The following is a 17,344-nucleotide window of genomic DNA, read 5'->3' on the forward strand; positions in this document are numbered from 1 at the left end:
GACAAAAGGAGTTCATCGAAATGACGATTTTAGAGGCAAATAAAGTTCGGAAAAGCTATGGGAATAAGTTTAATAAACAAGAAGTATTAAAGGGTATCGATATTTCTATCGAGAAAGGTGAATTTGTTGGCATTATGGGTCCGTCAGGCTCGGGTAAAACGACTTTGCTTAATGTACTATCATCTATTGATCATGTGAGCGGCGGAACGATTATGATCGATCAGATTGAGATGACCAATATGAAGGAAAAACAACTTGCTGAATTTCGCAAACAGCATTTAGGTTTTATTTTTCAAGAATACAACTTGCTTGATACGTTGACAGTGAAGGAAAATATTCTTCTGCCGCTGTCCATTACAAAAATACCCAAAAAAGAAGCCAATCAAAAATTTGAAGAAGTAGCGAAGGAATTAGGTATTTACGAGTTGCGGAATAAATACCCGGGTGAAATTTCCGGCGGGCAAAAACAGCGGACATCAGCAGCCCGGGCGTTTATTCATGAACCGAGCATTATTTTTGCTGATGAGCCGACAGGTGCTCTCGACTCGAAATCCGCCTCAGACTTGCTGAATAAACTGAGCCAATTAAATGAAAAACGAACGGCCACTATCGTGATGGTCACCCATGATCCGGTCGCTGCCAGCTACTGCAGCCGAGTGGTTTTTATAAAAGATGGTCAAATATATACACAGCTGAATAAGGGCGTTCAGGACAGGCAGATGTTCTTTGAGGATATCATGAAGACGCAAGGCGTATTGGGTGGGGTTCAGCATGAGCATTAATCAGTTGATTTTTCGCAACCTGAAAAAAAATATCCGAAATTATTACCTTTATGTATTTGCGTTAATCTTTAGCATGGGCCTTTATTTTGCTTTTGTTACACTTCAGTATGATTCGGCACTCAATGAAGTGAAGACATCGATAAAAGGCGCAGCTGGTTTGAAATCAGCTTCCATTCTTCTTGTCGTAATAGTGGCTGTATTTATTTTATATGCCAATACGATTTTTATTAAGAGACGAAGCAAAGAAATCGGCTTATTCCAATTAATTGGCATGAGGAAGCAAAAAATCTTCCGAATCTTAAGTTTGGAAAATGTCATGCTTTATTTCGGATCCTTGATCATCGGGGCGTTTGCCGGATTTTCAATATCAAAACTCTTGCTTATGATTTTGTTTAAAATATTAGATATTAAAGCTGAAGCGAAATTGCATTTTTCCGGAGAAGCACTTCTACAAACCATCATTGTATTTTGTGGAATCTATCTTTTGGTCATGGTGATGAATTATACGTTTATTAAAAAGCAAAGCATTTTATCTTTGTTTAAAGCGACATCATCGACTGAAGATAAAGTCAAGCGAATATCCATTTTCCAAATGATCATCGGTTTGCTGGGCATCTTGTTGATTTTGGCAGGATATTATATATCAACTGAACTGTTCAGCGGAAAATTCAACACCCCTAATGAGTTGTTTTTTGCGATGAGCTTTATTCTCGGATCTGTCATCATCGGCACATATCTCTTTTATAAAGGGTCGGTCAGCTTTGTCTCCAATATCATTCGCAAAAGCAAGGGAGGCTACTTGAATATTTACGAAGTGCTGTCCCTTTCGTCGATTATGTTCCGTATGAAATCCAGCGCCCTTTTATTAACGATTATCACGACCGTCATGGCACTAGCGATCGGCTTATTATCGTTAAGCTATATTTCCTATTACTCTGCAGAGAAAACCGCTCAACAAAACGTAGCAGCTGATTTCGCCATAACAAATCAAAAGGATGCAAAGCAGTTTGAGCATTTATTGGATGAAGACAACATTTCCTACAGCAAAAAAGAAATTCATGTCGTACAAACGGCTGTTAATCTGGACCAGATTGTAAAAAGCGGTAAGGAAAATAAATCTGGAAAGTCTGGAGATCCGAAAAAATCCCGGCTTGCCGTAGTTAGCGATCAAGAGATTGCCGGGATTGACGTGTCGAAGGGAGATGTGCTGTTATCAGGCTATTCCGACCTGCTTCAAAAATTTATGGCTTTTAAAGAGACTGGAACCATTAAAGTAAAGAGCCAACATGAGACAATATCATTAAACTATTTAGGGGTTAGAAAGGAAGCCCTCTTATCCTACAACTTCACAAGCGGCGGATTGCCCGTTGCTATTGTGGATGATGCACTGTTTAAACGTCTGAACCATGACAAAGATCCAAAGTTACAGGAAAAATTGAGTCTTTATATCGGAATTAACCTAAAATCTAAAGACGAGCTTCAACATGCAAATGAACTATTTACAAAAGTGAATCAAAATGATCAACATTTATCACGTCTTGATACCTTTAACCAGCAAAGATCGAATTTCGGCCTAGCCATGTTTATCGTCGGCTTTTTAGGACTCACATTTCTGATCACATCAGGATGTATCCTTTATTTTAAACAAATGGACGAAAGCGAAGATGAAAAACCGAATTACACCATTTTGAGAAAACTCGGTTTCACACGGGGGGATTTACTGAAGGGAATACGAATCAAACAAGTCTACAACTTTGGTATTCCATTAGTCATCGGTCTGCTTCACAGCTACTTTGCTGTTCAATCCGGCTGGTTCTTATTTGGATCAGAGCTGTGGACACCGATGGTTATTGTCATGGTGTTGTACACCGGTCTATACTCTATTTTCGGTTTGTTGTCTGTTCTTTATTATAAAAAGGTGATTAAGTCAGCATTGTAAACCAGACATATTTTAGGGCGACCAGAAAGTCAGCTTTCACTGGCTTTCTGGTCGTTTTTTTAACAAAAATTTTCATGATTCAAGATGGTCGGCTGTTTACACCATCAGTCCGGAGACATCTATTAAACATCAACGAACTCGAGCTCGGTCACCTGCGCCGTCAAATCACACAGTGTCGATACTTTTTTATGATAAGGAAAGCCCTTAGAGGATTGGGCAACATCGTCAGCCTAGTGATCATCGCAGAAAGATAAGCAATTTAAGCGAGCTGCCTGTCCCCTACCTCACTGTCCCGAGAGAACTATACTTGGATTATTCTACAACCCAGACAATGCTAAATCCTGTTAAGCTGAAAAGTTTTCAACCTTTTTCTCATTCACCTCTAAACCTTAATACATCGGCAAGTCTAAAATATTTGTTTGATAGAATTGGGGTTTCTCTTGAAGCTGTACCGCCTCTTTCTTTCCTGTTTGTTGAGCTTTTACACAGGCGTCAGCTGTCACTGCTGCAATATAGCCATCCCAAGCAGCAGGACCGCTTACTTCGCCTTTTTGGCGAATCGAATCTAGAAAACCCTGTAATTCTTTATCATAAGCATCCACGAATCGATGTTTCCAATCCATTAAAATAGCTGTACTACTGTTTCCTTGTTTTCGCACATTAATATTTGCTACTTCAGGGAGCTTAACAATACCTTCCTCCCCGACTACTTGACATTGAATATCATAGCCGTATTGACAGTTTACAAAGATCTCGGCAGTGATAATGATCCCGCCCTTTGTCTCGAGCATGACGATTTGCGGGTCCTTTAAATGCGAATGAGCATGTCTCGTTTTCTTTGGATAAAAGACTTGGACAGATTGATAGTCATCATTGATCAGCCAGTGCAATACATCAATTTCGTGAATTAGTGTATCTGTAATCGCCATGTCAGTTGTGTAATGATCCCCTGTTCCTGCATTGCGGTGCGCACAGTGGATCATGAGCGGTTCACCAATAACTCGGTTGTCAATTGCTTCTTTAAGCTGAATGTAACCGCTATCATATCGTCGCATAAAACCTACTTGCACGAATCGTTTGCCGAGGTCCATCTCCTCATTGACTATCCGCATACAACCATCTGCAGTCGTTGCCAGCGGTTTTTCACAAAAAACATATTTCTTCGCTTTGATCGCTTTCAAAACACTTGATTCATGAGCGGGACCCCAGCTTGTCACTAAGACTGCATCTACCTGTTCTGCATTGATCAAGCTAGCATCATCTGGATAGATGTCGGCATGTAATGAATAATCATTGACAACTTGTCTGGCTGCCTCTTGATTGACATCTGTGACTGCGACAATTTCTCCACCTGACAGTTGATTTGTGATTCGGTTGATATGCTCTCTTCCAATTGCTCCAGTTCCAATCACACCAATTCGTACACCCATGGATGCCACCCCTTCACATTTGTTTTTTGTTTCCTATGTAGCTGCATTGAGCAAGTGACGGTCAATATATTTTCTTGCCAACAAAGCATACTCAAGCGGATTTGCAATTGCAGGGTCCTGTTCAGCTTCAATCACAATCCAACCGGAATAACAATTTTTCACTAATGTTTCATATACTTTCACAAAATCGATACAGCCATCTCCAGGAACTGTGAACATTCCTTGCAAAAATGACTGTTGGAATGAACGCCCTTCTGCTTTGCATTTTTTCATAACCTGTAGCCGTGCATCTTTAAAGTGAACATGTTGAATCCGGTTGCTATGTTTGACAAGGATGTTCATGTAGTTTCCGTCTGAAATATAAGCATGCCCTGTATCATAGAGGAGATGGACACATTCTCGGTCTGTACCCGCCATGAGACGGTCTACTTCTTCCTCTGTTTGTACACCAGTCCCCAAATGGTGGTGGTAGACAAGCTTTAATTGGAACTGTTGTGCAATTCTTCCAAGGTGATTCAATCCAGCACAAAGCAGTTGCCATTCTTGATCTGTAAAATAAGGTTTTTCATTAAAGACATTCTTATCAAGGCATTGGACACTGTACGTTTGTTCTGAAACCACTGCAACATCGGCATCAACTTCTTGTAAATACTGGCAGTGCACTCTAAATGCCTGTTCTGCAGTTTCAATGCCATCACGGAGTATATAACTGCTAAACCACTTACCGGCAATCCGTAAATTTCTCAGTTCAAGCTCTTTGTTTAAAATGGCCGGACTGGGGAAAAATCCTCCTGCTTCAGTCCCTTGGAATCCGGCGACAACAATATCACTTAACAAATGCTGAAGCGTATTACCTGCACCAATTTCCGGAATGTCATCATTGCGCCATCCAATTGGAGCGATGCCCCATAAAATATCTGACTTTCCCATGCTGCTGCCTCCTTTTAGTATTGTTTGGCAACCTTCAGCATTTTTTGTTTGGCGTCAAATGCTTGCTGAACCCGATTGTTTTCTGATACTTCGGCAACACCTACATGCCACCAGCTATCATAACCAGCAGTCATTGTCTTCGGCAGCACCTTTATGTCAATTAATGTAGAGACAGCTTGCTTTTTTGCATCTTCCAGTGCGGCTTTTAACGCTTCGACTGTATGAACTTGGTAGGTTTTGGCTCCATAACCCTCAGCAACTTTTCGATAGTCAATATTTAAAATCTGCTGGTCGGCGGTTCTGAACTCGCAATTATAACTTCCTGATCCATTATCCATTTGGAGATTGCTAATACACCCAAATCCTGAGTTATCAAACAGCAGGATGTTGATTTTTTTGTGATATTGAATAGCTGTGATGAACTCTGAATGGAGCATAAGAAAACTCCCATCGCCGACTAAAGAATAGACTTCTTGATCAGGATGAGCTAATTTCAAACCAAGTGCCCCTGAAACTTCATAGCCCATGCATGAATAACCATACTCAAGATGATACGTATTCACTACATTTGCATGCCATAAACGTTGCAAGTCTCCGGGGAGAGAACCAGCCGAACCAATGATCACACTACCCTCATCAATTGTTTCATTAATGGTTAGCAATGCCGTTGTTTGCGGGAGTTCAGTTTGCAATGTATCGGCATATTCATTTAGTACTTCTTGAGAAAATTGACCTTTAATTTCAGGTTTAAAGCCTTTTCGTTTAAAGGTAATCTGACGAAGGCGATCACGTTCTGCCAGCCAGTCTGTTTTCAGTTCCTCAATGATTGAGCCATATTGACTCTGATATCCTATTAATAAATCGTACAATTTGTCGAGGGTCACCTTTGCATCTCCAACAACTTGGAATGCGTCCAGTTTGTAGGCATGCAATCTACTCACATTAATATTTAAAAACTTTGCCTGATCAAAAGCTGTCTTGGAAGCCGTAACAAAATCGGTGTATCTTGTGCCAATCCCAATCACAAGATCGGCTTGGCGGGCTGCTTTATTGGCTGCTAGTGTACCTGTGACTCCCATTCCACCCAGGTTATTGACAAAATCAGCTTCTACAGTTGATTTACCGGCCTGTGTTTCTACTAATGGAATATGACAATCTTTAGAAATAGCGATTAATTCGTTACGTGCTTCCGAATACTTGGCTCCGCCGCCAACGATGATGAGTGGTTTCTTACTCGACTTGATGAGTGCTGCTGCACCTTGCAGTTCACGGTCGCTTGGCATGTTCCGGTCGATATAATGAACACGTTTTGCAAAGAAACTTTCATCAAAATCAAATGCTTCACCTTCGACATCTTGAGACAAACAAATTGTGACTGGTCCTGCTTTGACTGGATCTGTCATCACTTCAAATGCGCGAATAAGACTGCTCATTAATTGTTCAGGACGGGTAATGCGATCCCAGTATCTTGACACAGGCTTTAGGCAATCGTTCGTGGTCATTGCTGCACTGTGCTCCTGCTCAATTTGCTGAAGGACCGGGTCCGGCTGTCGAGTCGCAAATGTATCGGCAGGAAGTAAAAGAACAGGAATGTTGTTGGCAAGCGCAGTCCCGGCGGCAGTTACTAAATTAGCCGCTCCAGGACCGACAGATGTTGACACAGCAAAGATCTTTCTTCTCAGCATTTGTTTACTATAAGCGATTGCCGCATGAGCCATGCCTTGCTCATTTTTACCTTGAAATACTTTTAAGTGACCAGCATCTTGTTCAAGTGCCTGACCGATCCCAACCACATTCCCATGTCCAAAAATTGTGAAAATCCCTTCAACAAATGGTGTTTCTTCGCCATCAACATGGATATACTGCTGATTTAAAAATTGAATGAGCGCTTGTGCTGTCGTTAAACGAATTTTCTCCCCCACAAACATTCCACCTTTCTTTTTGACTTAAGACTGCACTGCAATTAAGTTTTCGATTTCTTCAACAGTTGGCATCGCATCAGATGAACTATGCTTACTGACAACGATTGCTGCAGAGGCACTTCCATATGTCAGCGCTGTTTGAATATCTTTACCTGTCACAAGTCCGTAGATAAACGCCGCGGCATATGAATCACCTGCTCCAAACGTTTTCAAAACAGTTGTTTGATATGCAGTCGCTCTAAATACATCACCGGACTTGCTGTATGCGTAAGAGCCCTCGACACCATGCTTAATGACAACGAGATCTGCGGAATGTTGAAATAAATGTTGAACAGTTGCTTTATTGCTGCCTCCACTGTGCTTCTCCATAACATCAAACTCATCCCGTGTACCGATCACAATGTCTGATTGTTCAGCCGCGATTGAATAATATAGTGCTGTTTCCTCTGCTGAGACCCATGTATAGGGACGATAATCAAGTTCAAAGACAACTTTGACCTGTTGTTTTTTCGCGAGTTGAATCGCTTTTAAACAAGCTTCACGGGAAGGGCTTTTAGCGAGCGCTGTTCCTGAGACCAAAAGGATCTTGGTTTTGGCTATATAATCTTCGTTTACTTCTGAAGGACTAAGATAAAGGTCTGCGACATCATCACGATACATTAAGATACTGCATTCTTGAGGGCTTTTAATCTCTGTAAAGGCAAGACCCGCCTTATGGCCATCTTTATCAATGACCATTTGTGATGTGTCTACACCCATCTTTCTCATATACGACTCAATGAATCTACCATGCTGGTCATCGGGGATTTTCCCAATAAAACCAGCCTTCAATCCTAATTTGGCGCTACCGATCGCAATGTTTGCCGGTGAGCCGCCAACATATTTAGAAAATGTCATCGTTTCTTCGAGTGGACGATGATATTCAACTGCATTTAAATCAATACATGCACGGCCAATTGCGACAATATCAAGTTGTTTTTCCTCAGCAAATCTATCAATCATCTTAAACAGCCACTCCTTCTGCTTGTTAACGTTCTAAAATCCATTTGTGATCAGGATCTTGATGAAACTTCCACTTCCGCGTAGGACCCGCCATGACATTTAAATAATAAGATGTATAGCCATCTGGGACACCAACCGGGTGATATCCTGCCGGAACAATGACAACGTTTTCATTTTCTACAGTCATCGTCTCATCAATTGAACGGTCATCTGTATAGACCCGTTGGAACACGAAACCTTGAGCTGGATCGATCTCATGATAATAAGTTTCCTCTAAAAAAGATTCTTCAGGCAAATTGTCTTGATCATGTTTATGCGGTGGATAACTGGACCAGTTTCCACTTTCAGTATAAACTTCAACGACCAACAGACTATTCGCAGAATGGTCTGAATCAGAAAGAATGTTGTGAACCGTTCGTTTATTGTGATACTTCCCCCGCTGTTCAATGCTGTTATCTTCAGCTTTAATCCATTTTGTCGGCAGCTGTTGTTGAGAAGGCGCATAGCAAAGGGCTACCCTTGCTTGGGTGACGGCAGTGATGTTAAAAGTATGGTCATTTGATATGTAAACACTATCGGTTGGTTTCTTCTCAAAAACGTTTTCTCTGGTGCCGATGTTCGGATATGTTTGTTGCTGATCAGATACAGTAATCTTCCCTGTCAGCGCAACAATACAGCATTCTTGCTGATTTAATTCCTCTTCATAACGAGCATTGGGGATCAAGTCGAGCACTTTAAATTCTACATAACACAGCTTAGCATCTGCTTTTTTCACTTGATGGACAACCTTGACACCTTGTGAACGTTCAAATGCCTCTGGCTTTCGCAACAAATGGCTCATCAACACATCTCCTCGCTAAAATCTGGGGTCGGATATCTTGCCGTTACGACTTTCTTGCGTGTATAAAAATCGACACTATCTTTGCCGTTGGCATGCAATGTTCCAAAGAATGACGACTTCCAGCCTGAGAATGGAAAGAATGCCATCGGTGCCGGCACACCCAAATTAATGCCAAGCATTCCGGCATCAATATGTTCTCGGAAATAACGGATAGCATTGCTATTAGAAGTGAACAAACATGCACCATTGGCAAATTCTGATTTGTTGGCAATCTCAACCGCTTCTTTTAAATGTTTCACTCGAATGACAGACAACACAGGTGCAAAAATTTCATCTTTCCAGATCGTCATATTTGTTGTGACATTGTCAAAGATCGTCGGACCGATGAAATAACCTTCATCAGAAACATGTTGACGACCATCACGAACAAGTCGTGCACCTTCTTCAATGCCTTTTTCAATATAGTGAAGCGTCCGTTTTTTGTTGTCTTCCCGAATCACCGGACCGAGGAACACACCGTCATCTAGCCCGTTTCCAACTTTAATGTCATTTGCTTTTTCAAGCAATTGATCCATAAATTGATCAGCAATCCCTTCTTCAACAGTCACAACAGCACATGCCATACAACGTTCACCAGCAGACCCAAAGGCTGCACTCATAATATTGGTTACCGTGTCATCCAAATTGGCATCATTCAGGACAATTGTATGGTTTTTAGCCCCTGTCAGTGATTGGACGCGTTTTAATTGTTCGCTGCCTTTTTGATAGACATACTCCCCGACTGGTTTAGATCCAACAAATGAAACCGCTTTAATTTCAGGGTGTTCGAGAATGCCGTTAACCACATCATGAGCGCCATACACCACATTGAATACACCTTTTGGAAGCCCGGCTTTTTCAAATAGTTCAACAAGCTTTTCTGTCAAAAGCGGCGTACGTTCGGAAGGTTTTAAAATAAATGTATTACCTAAAGCAATTGCCATTGGAAACATCCAACATGGAACCATCATTGGAAAATTGAATGGTGTAATACCACCGACGACTCCGATTGGATAGCGATAATTTACCGCTTCAACATCTGTTGCAATCGTTGCCAGTGAATCGCCCATCATCAATGAGGGTGCTCCTGCGGCAAATTCAACATTTTCAATGCCCCGCCCTACTTCACCCAGAGCTTCTTTTGTGTTTTTTCCGTTCTCAAGTGTAATCAGGTGGGCAAGCTCCTCTTTATGCTCTGTGAGCAGCTGCTGGTAGTTAAATAGAATTCTAGCCCGTCTTGGAACAGCAATTTTTGACCATTTTTCAAATGCTTGTGCTGCTACCATAACCGCCATATTGATATCTGCTTGTGTCGATAAAGGTACTTGGCATAGAACGTCTTTTGTTGCCGGATTGACCACATCTTCATAATGATCGGTTTTACTTTCAAGCCATTCACCATTGATATAGTTTTTTAACTTTCTGACTTTTGTCAATTTCATCGCCCTCCTTCAATCAAACCAATTTACACAAAAAACATTCACAAATTATTAATTGTTGATTATTTCTTGGTTACATTCTAATTTGATTCCAAACATAAGTCAATCATAAATATTTGTTTTACCAAAAAGAGAATAACGGTTTTGTTGCAAAACCAAGTGACCAATGCTATCATTTTTTTAGCAATTATTGATTAACTTTTGGATTTTATTCATAAAGACTGAAAAGGAGATATTTCGTATGAAGTTAATGAGGGTAAAGGAGATGGAAGAATATATTTTAGCCAATGGCACTGTTTCTTTAGACAAATTATGCCAAGTTTTTAATGTCTCTAAAAATACGGTCAGACGTGATATTAACAGACTAGCTGAAAAAGGTGTAATTAAAAAAGTCTATGGCGGTGTAACAGCCATTGAGAAAATGCCGTTAATTCCATTTGAAAATCGGACGATTCAAAATAAAGCAGCAAAAATAAAAATTGCCCATTACGCTTCGCGCTTTATTGAAGATGATGATCTCATTTTTATCGATTCCGGCACAACGACCCAATCCATTTTAGACATGCTCGATTCAACTAAACAGGTCACTGTTATCACCAACAGTTTAGACATTATTAATACTGCTGCGACTCTAGAAAATATCAACTTAATCGTGATCGGCAGCAATTTTAAGAGACAAACAAAGTCGTTTGTTGGCATGGATGACCCCGCTTCTTTGGATAAATATAATATTAACAAGGCTTTTATGGCGGCAACCGGCGTTTCTCTTACACACGGTTTAACAAACTCTGATATGCTTGAATATGAAATTAAAAAGAAAATTTCTGAAAAAGCAAACGAAGTCTATTTACTTGCCGATCATTCCAAATTTGGAAAATCAACATTGCTGACATATGCACCTTTTAGCAGACTTGATTGTATTGTAACGTCAAAACCGCTTGATCAGGACTATGAAAATTACTGTCATGAGCACAATATTAACATCCATCTGGTATAATATGTGATTGAAAGGAACACCACTCATTTCGGGAGGGGAAACCAATGAAGAACGTAAACATGGGAAAATCAGATTTACATGTCTTTCCGATTGGTTTAGGAACAAACGCAGTCGGAGGCCATAATCTCTATCCAAATTTGAATGAAGAGACTGGGAAAAATCTTGTTCGTGAAGCCCTTAAACATGGTGTGACATTGTTGGATACCGCCTACATATATGGCATTGGCCGTTCTGAAGAATTGATCGGGGAAGTTCTCCGTGAATTTAAACGGGAAGATGTCGTGATTGCAACAAAAGCCGCCCACAAAAAAACAGGAGACGGCTTTGTCTTTGATAACTCCCCCGCTTTTTTAAAGACATCTGTAGATGAGAGTTTGAAACGGCTAAAAACAGATTATATTGATCTATTCTACATTCACTTCCCAGATGACCATACACCAAAAGATGAAGCAGTTGGAGCCCTTGATGAACTAAAACAAGCAGGAAAAATCAAGGCAATCGGCGTATCCAACTTCACCATTGAACAGTTAAAAGAAGCGAATCAGGACGGCTTGGTGGATGTCTTACAAAGCGAATATCATTTATTAAGCAGGGAAGCAGAACAGACATATTTCCCATATACACAGGAGCATAACATCTCATTCGTTCCTTATTTTCCACTCGCTTCAGGATTGTTAGCTGGAAAATATAATGAAAACACAACATTCCCTGAAGGCGATCTTCGCAGAGAAATGGAACAATTCCAAGGGAGCCGCTTTCAAGAAAACCTTAAAAAAGTCCAGCAACTCACACCGATAGCAGAAAAGCACAATGTCGAGATCGCCCACATTGTCCTCGCTTGGTACCTTGCACGACCTGAAATTGATATGGTGATTCCTGGAGCAAAACATGCGGCACAGTTAAAAGACAATCTTAAAGCAGCTGAAATTCAACTTTCTCAAGCAGACATTGCGTTTATCGACCAATTGTTTGCGAACTGAAGAATTGGGGCGTCCAATCAGTCATTTTTTGACGATTGGACGCTTTTTTTTATAATCTGATCATACCCCGACACTGTCTGCCGTTTTCAAAGGTTTTTTCTGTGTTTCAGATCAAGTTAGAATTTCCAGTGTCCGCTTGACTTGGCGACTTGAATCCCATGCTTAACTAACGACAAGATCGACTAACTCGACAGTTTTGAGTCTTGTCGAGACTCCAATTATTCCCTAATGACAAATTTTACATATTTTTCTACATTTGTAGGATCGGTCTTTCTTCTCGATGAAATTTTCAAATATTCTCCTTTTAAATGAGCTAAACATATAGAAAATCTCAATTACAAAAAATAATATTTGGAAATACTTTAAGTCCATAATGATAATCGCCGAAAATAAGAGAAAGGCTGCAAACGGCTTAGAAAACAGAAAAAACCCATGCTAGACTGGTGGTATTTTTCTGCAATTGTAGCGGAATCTAACTTATTGCTTGGCTCCCTATTTTATTCATGCTAATATCATGCCGTTGGTCAGACAATTTAATCTCTATAGAAGGGTGCTATAATAAATTTATATTTGCACACCTGAGAGATTTCCCGATAATTCTAAGCTTAAATTAGAAATGAGTGATTTTTATGGATAAAACGAAAATACTTATTATTGAAGATGATGAACCAATTGCAGATTTGCTTTCATATGGACTTACAGCGGAAGGTTTTCAAACATGCATTGCCAATAGTGGGGCTCTAGGAATGCGTCAATTAGATCAATTCAAACCTGATCTTCTACTGCTTGATTGGATGTTACCAGATTGTAGCGGACTGGATATTTGTAAAAAGGTAACCGAGACCTATAATATTCCTATCCTTATGATCACCGCAAAATCAGATATTGCAGATAAAGTACTTGGCTTGGAATTCGGGGCAGATGATTATATTACAAAGCCATTTGACTTGCGTGAAGTTGTCGCTAGAATTCGTACGATCATCCGGCGTCTGGAACAATCTCATCATTTGAACGACAGAGAAACCTCAAAAAAGAATGATATTCGATTTAAAAATATTGTAATTATTCCAGATGAAAGACTAGTAAAAAAAGCTGGTGTGCCTGTCGAATTGACTCCTAAAGAATTTGATTTGCTGATGACTTTGTTTAACCATCGGGGAAAAATTTTTACTCGCTCAGAGCTTTTAGAATTCATCTGGGGCTACGATTTTTTAGGCGATACACGTACGGTAGATACTCATATTCAAAGACTTCGGAAAAAGCTTGATGCAAGTGATTTGATTATAACAGTGTTTGGAGTCGGATATAAATTTGTAAAGCAGGAGGAGTAGAGAATGTTACGAACCATCAAAAGTAAATTTATTATTGGCTTTTTTCTCATTTTTTCTCTCTCTTTCCTTGTACTCAATCAAACCGTAAAAAAAATGATTTTATCTAGTAATCAAGAAATCGTCACCTCGGATTTAATTGAACTGAAAAAAAATAGTATTGTGTATATCAACCAAGCATTTTTAGTCAATCATTATAAAAACAATAAGCTTTATTTTGGCGACATGGCAGATGATATGGTGAACCATTTAAGTCATTCCACAGAAAGCACTGTTGGTGTTTATACTGTAGATGGCAAATTGTTGTCTTCTTCTGCTAAGAGAGTGTTCGATGAGAAGCGTGATGATGATCTTAAAAAGGCGATCAACGGCAAGACTGCCTATCATATTACCTACGATCGAAACAAGGCAGAGGTTTTTTTCTCTTATCCAGTCATTATTGAAGGGAAAAAAGTAGGCATATTACGCTTTTCAAAAGATTTTAGCCTACTTTATAACCAAAGTGTAGGGATTTTGGATATTATGTTTTATATCGCCCTTGCCATATTTGCGGCGGCATTCCTTTTCTCCTATATCCTCTCTAGACACATCACGATTCCACTCGTCAAGCTAACAGAGGCATCCTCAGAAGTCAAAAAAGGCAAGTTAGATGTGGAAATTAACTTCCGGAGAAAAGATGAAATTGGTCAGCTCGCTACTAATTTTAATGATATGATCACCAGAATTAGAGAGCAAATTTCAACTATTGAAAGAGATCGGGATCGGTTAAAAGAATTGAACGAACAGGAGAAACGCTTCTTTGACAATATTACCCATGAACTTAAAACACCTCTAACATCTATTCAAGGATATGCCGAAATCATTAAAGAAAAAGGGGAATCAGATCAAAACTTTTTTAATAAAGGAATGAATCATATTGTTGAAGAAAGTCAACGTCTTCACAACTTGGTGATAAAACTCCTTGAAGCATCCCGAGAAACTTCTAGGAATGATCAATTCGTTAAGGTTAACTCAGGAGAAATTTTAAGAGATGTGTGTGAATCTATGAAGTTTCGGGCAGAACGGTATAAGAAAATGATCACCTTTGAAATTGATGAAAACCTATATGTGTATGGTCAGGTCAATAGGCTGCGTCAACTTTTTATTAATCTGCTAGACAACGCCATCAAATACAGCTTAGCTAATTCAGAAATAACCGTTACTGCTAAGATCGTTGGAGAAAAAGTTATGTTTATGTTCAAAAATCCAAGTGCTTCATTTGAAAATAACCAGTATTCCAAAATGCTTCAGCCTTTTTATTCAGTAAACCAAAAAATTATGGAAGAGGGAAGTGTGGGTTTGGGATTAAGCATTGTTAAAACAATCGTTGATGAACACGGGGGTTTCATCAAAATGTTCAATAAGGAGCAACATACAATGGTTATTGTGGAAATCAATCATATGAAGGTAGAGAAATGATGATGAAAAAAAAACAGTTTATCATCTGGTCAGTGGTACTATTGTGTCTCGTCATTTTTGTATTCAGTCATAATGTGGGAAAGAGATCGGAAACCATTATCATACCAAGTAATGAGGAAAACCATATTGAAGATCAGAAGATCCACCCCTTTCAAGTAAAGACTATATATCGTCTACCCAAAGTAGATCAGTTGTTTGGCTGGTCTTCATCGAACTCAATTATCGGTTATTTTATGCAAAAAGAAACTTCTGGACGTAGTAATCAACTTCAGCAGCTTTCTTACCCGTATGAAAAACCTAAAATACTAGAAAAGATTGAAAGCAACAGTAACAAACTAAAGCTGTCACCAGATGGAAAAAGTATCATCGAACAAAATAGTACATCATTGAAACTGATTTCGTTGACGAACGAAAAAAAAATAGAAATCGCTAATTCCTCCAACCAGCAATACTTTGGAGAAATTTCTTGGTCAAATAATAGCAGATACATTTGTTTTCTGGCCGTAAATACAGAAAAAAATAATAAAGCTAATATCAACGTATTTGATACAGATTCCAAAAAGCTTAAAACGTATCCATTGAAGGGTTTTGGCTCAATAGACCTATTTGCAAAAGTTAACATTTCTAATAATGGACATGGCTTGCTACTCATGATACCCACCAGGCAACAATACAGCATGATGATGGGAAACCTTAGCAGTAAGGGGTTCAATATTCAGTACCAACGTCAGATTACCGATGACGAGCCTGTTTGGTTAAACAATGATCAAGTTGTATTTCTAGATAACGGAGAAACATTGTACGAATACGATCGCCGAAACAAAGAGCTTTCTGTACTACGTGAAAAAGTAGCCTTTTTCAAATTTTCAAATGACCGAAAGAAAATTGCTTACTCTCTATATGACAAGGACAGTATTTATGCAGGCAAGCTTCAAGGGAAAAATATTCTGTTTGAAGAACCGATATACCATGGCACCATACCGGAAGAAATATATTGGAGTCCAGATAGTAACAATCTACTCTTTTATGGTCAAAAGCAATATTCTGCTACGGACACTTCACCAGCAGAATTCTATAACAATCAAGCTTATATTATAAAATTTAAATAGCTTATTGATTTAATAACCGTTCTATTACTAAAAACCTTATTTTGGCATTTAACCAAAATAAGGTTTTTAAGTTTTAAAAAATTCCCCTCTAATCATACCTACTAAACACCGTATTTTATGGCAGTATTTTTTCTATCAGCCAAATTCCTTCTTTTTGTGACATTTTGTTTACAAGTTGATCAAACTACTGCGACATCTTCACCTTATATTTAAAGAGCGTTATTCATATCAAATATTTCTTTAAACATCAATATGGTTGATGTGACAAGTTTTATAAGAGTCCAAGTTTAGAAGAGGAGAAAAGAAAATGGCAAATAAACGAAGAAAAAATCATAAGTCAGGAAAAATAGTGTTAGGTATATTAACGGTACTGTTTATCACTTTAGTCTGCATTTCTTGGGATGCACTTGCTGGTTCAAAAACAGATTCAACAAGAGGAAGTACGACTGTGTTAAAGCATATCTTAAAAGATAGAAAAATAGAAAATAAAAATTCAGTAGCGAAAAAAGAGCATACAAAAACACCACTTGAAATAGGTAAGGTCGCTTATTTGACTTTTGATGATGGGCCAAACCCAATTGCTTCCGAAAAAATATTAAACTTGCTTGATAAATATAATGCAAAAGCAACATTTTTTATGCTAAAACCTCATATTGAGCAAAATTTAGATATCGTAAAGAAAATGGTTGACCGCGGTCACTCCGTTGGATCACATGGGGTAACACATCAAGTATCCCAAATCTATAAATCTCCCGAAAACTTTGCAAGCGAAATGAACGATACACTTGACCTTATCAACAAGACAACCAACAGTAAAACACATTTAATTAGAGCACCTTATGGATCAAAACCTTACATTACTGCTCCATATAAAGCAGTCATTAAACGTGATCATTTTAATCTTTGGGATTGGACTGTTGATTCAGAGGACTGGAAGTTGGCAAATGGCGCATTCGTAAATAATACGATTCAGCAAGTAAATAACCTTGTTGATACAAGACCACTTGTCGTATTAATGCATGAAAAACCGTCTACTGCCGCCCATTTAGAAGAATTACTAAAGTATTTTCAAAAAAACGGCTATGAAATGAAAGCCCTCAATGATTCATTTGAACCTGTACAGTTCCAATAGATTAGAGAATCAATTT

General features: G+C 39.0%; 14 protein-coding genes. 8 read left to right on the forward strand and 6 right to left on the reverse strand.

Annotated features, from left to right (window positions below):
* Positions 1 to 20 precede the first annotated feature (20 nt).
* On the forward strand, positions 21 to 782 hold the full coding sequence (locus HOO54_RS21135) for an ABC transporter ATP-binding protein (protein WP_172298812.1): 762 nt from the start codon (positions 21 to 23) through the stop codon (positions 780 to 782).
* Entirely contained in the window at positions 772 to 2,721 is a 1,950-nt protein-coding gene (locus HOO54_RS21140) for an FtsX-like permease family protein (protein ID WP_172298814.1), read from the forward strand. The genes HOO54_RS21135 and HOO54_RS21140 overlap by 11 nt, the downstream gene beginning before the upstream one ends.
* A gap of 389 nt (positions 2,722 to 3,110) precedes the next feature.
* Here HOO54_RS21140 and iolG read toward each other — a convergent pair whose 3' ends face one another.
* Genes iolG through iolA form a run of 6 tightly spaced genes read right to left on the reverse strand, consistent with a single transcriptional unit; the run spans position 3,111 to position 10,321 of the window.
* Positions 3,111 to 4,151, reverse strand: a complete 1,041-nt coding sequence (iolG, locus tag HOO54_RS21145; RefSeq protein WP_172298816.1) for a bifunctional inositol 2-dehydrogenase/D-chiro-inositol 1-dehydrogenase — start codon at positions 4,149 to 4,151, stop codon at positions 3,111 to 3,113.
* 33 nt (positions 4,152 to 4,184) lie between these two features.
* On the reverse strand, positions 4,185 to 5,081 hold the full coding sequence (gene iolE, locus HOO54_RS21150; RefSeq protein WP_172298818.1) for a myo-inosose-2 dehydratase: 897 nt from the start codon (positions 5,079 to 5,081) through the stop codon (positions 4,185 to 4,187).
* 14 nt (positions 5,082 to 5,095) lie between these two features.
* Positions 5,096 to 7,003, reverse strand: a complete 1,908-nt coding sequence (gene iolD / locus HOO54_RS21155) for a 3D-(3,5/4)-trihydroxycyclohexane-1,2-dione acylhydrolase (decyclizing) (protein WP_172298821.1) — start codon at positions 7,001 to 7,003, stop codon at positions 5,096 to 5,098.
* A 24-nt stretch (positions 7,004 to 7,027) separates the two neighbouring features.
* Complete coding sequence (iolC, locus tag HOO54_RS21160) at positions 7,028 to 8,005, reverse strand: 5-dehydro-2-deoxygluconokinase (protein WP_172298823.1); 978 nt, start codon at positions 8,003 to 8,005, stop codon at positions 7,028 to 7,030.
* A gap of 25 nt (positions 8,006 to 8,030) precedes the next feature.
* Entirely contained in the window at positions 8,031 to 8,846 is an 816-nt protein-coding gene (gene iolB / locus HOO54_RS21165) for a 5-deoxy-glucuronate isomerase (RefSeq protein ID WP_172298825.1), read from the reverse strand.
* The gene (gene iolA, locus HOO54_RS21170; RefSeq protein WP_172298827.1) at positions 8,846 to 10,321 is read right to left on the reverse strand and encodes a methylmalonate-semialdehyde dehydrogenase; all 1,476 of its coding nucleotides are present in this window, start codon (positions 10,319 to 10,321) and stop codon (positions 8,846 to 8,848) included. Before iolA ends, iolB begins: the two co-directional genes overlap by 1 nt.
* Positions 10,322 to 10,565: 244 nt before the next feature.
* Between iolA and HOO54_RS21175 the strand changes: the two genes are divergently transcribed.
* The 6 genes from HOO54_RS21175 (at position 10,566) to HOO54_RS21200 (ending at position 17,328) form a co-directional block, all read left to right on the forward strand.
* Positions 10,566 to 11,321 (forward strand): DeoR/GlpR family DNA-binding transcription regulator, encoded by a 756-nt coding sequence (locus tag HOO54_RS21175; RefSeq protein ID WP_172298829.1) that lies wholly within the window; start codon positions 10,566 to 10,568, stop codon positions 11,319 to 11,321.
* A gap of 44 nt (positions 11,322 to 11,365) precedes the next feature.
* Positions 11,366 to 12,301 (forward strand): aldo/keto reductase, encoded by a 936-nt coding sequence (locus HOO54_RS21180; RefSeq protein ID WP_172298831.1) that lies wholly within the window; start codon positions 11,366 to 11,368, stop codon positions 12,299 to 12,301.
* Between the two features lie 629 nt (positions 12,302 to 12,930).
* Positions 12,931 to 13,632 (forward strand): response regulator transcription factor, encoded by a 702-nt coding sequence (locus HOO54_RS21185; RefSeq protein ID WP_172298833.1) that lies wholly within the window; start codon positions 12,931 to 12,933, stop codon positions 13,630 to 13,632.
* A gap of 3 nt (positions 13,633 to 13,635) precedes the next feature.
* Positions 13,636 to 15,087, forward strand: coding sequence for a HAMP domain-containing sensor histidine kinase (locus HOO54_RS21190; RefSeq protein ID WP_172298835.1), 1,452 nt, complete (start codon positions 13,636 to 13,638; stop codon positions 15,085 to 15,087).
* A complete protein-coding gene (locus HOO54_RS21195) occupies positions 15,087 to 16,196 on the forward strand; it encodes a WD40 repeat domain-containing protein (protein ID WP_172299755.1) in 1,110 nt (369 codons plus the stop codon). Before HOO54_RS21190 ends, HOO54_RS21195 begins: the two co-directional genes overlap by 1 nt.
* 307 nt (positions 16,197 to 16,503) lie before the next feature.
* Entirely contained in the window at positions 16,504 to 17,328 is an 825-nt protein-coding gene (locus HOO54_RS21200; RefSeq protein WP_172298837.1) for a polysaccharide deacetylase family protein, read from the forward strand.
* Positions 17,329 to 17,344 lie beyond the last annotated feature (16 nt).

The organism is Bacillus sp. WMMC1349 (assembly GCF_013155385.1).
GTDB lineage: Bacteria > Bacillota > Bacilli > Bacillales > Bacillaceae > Bacillus.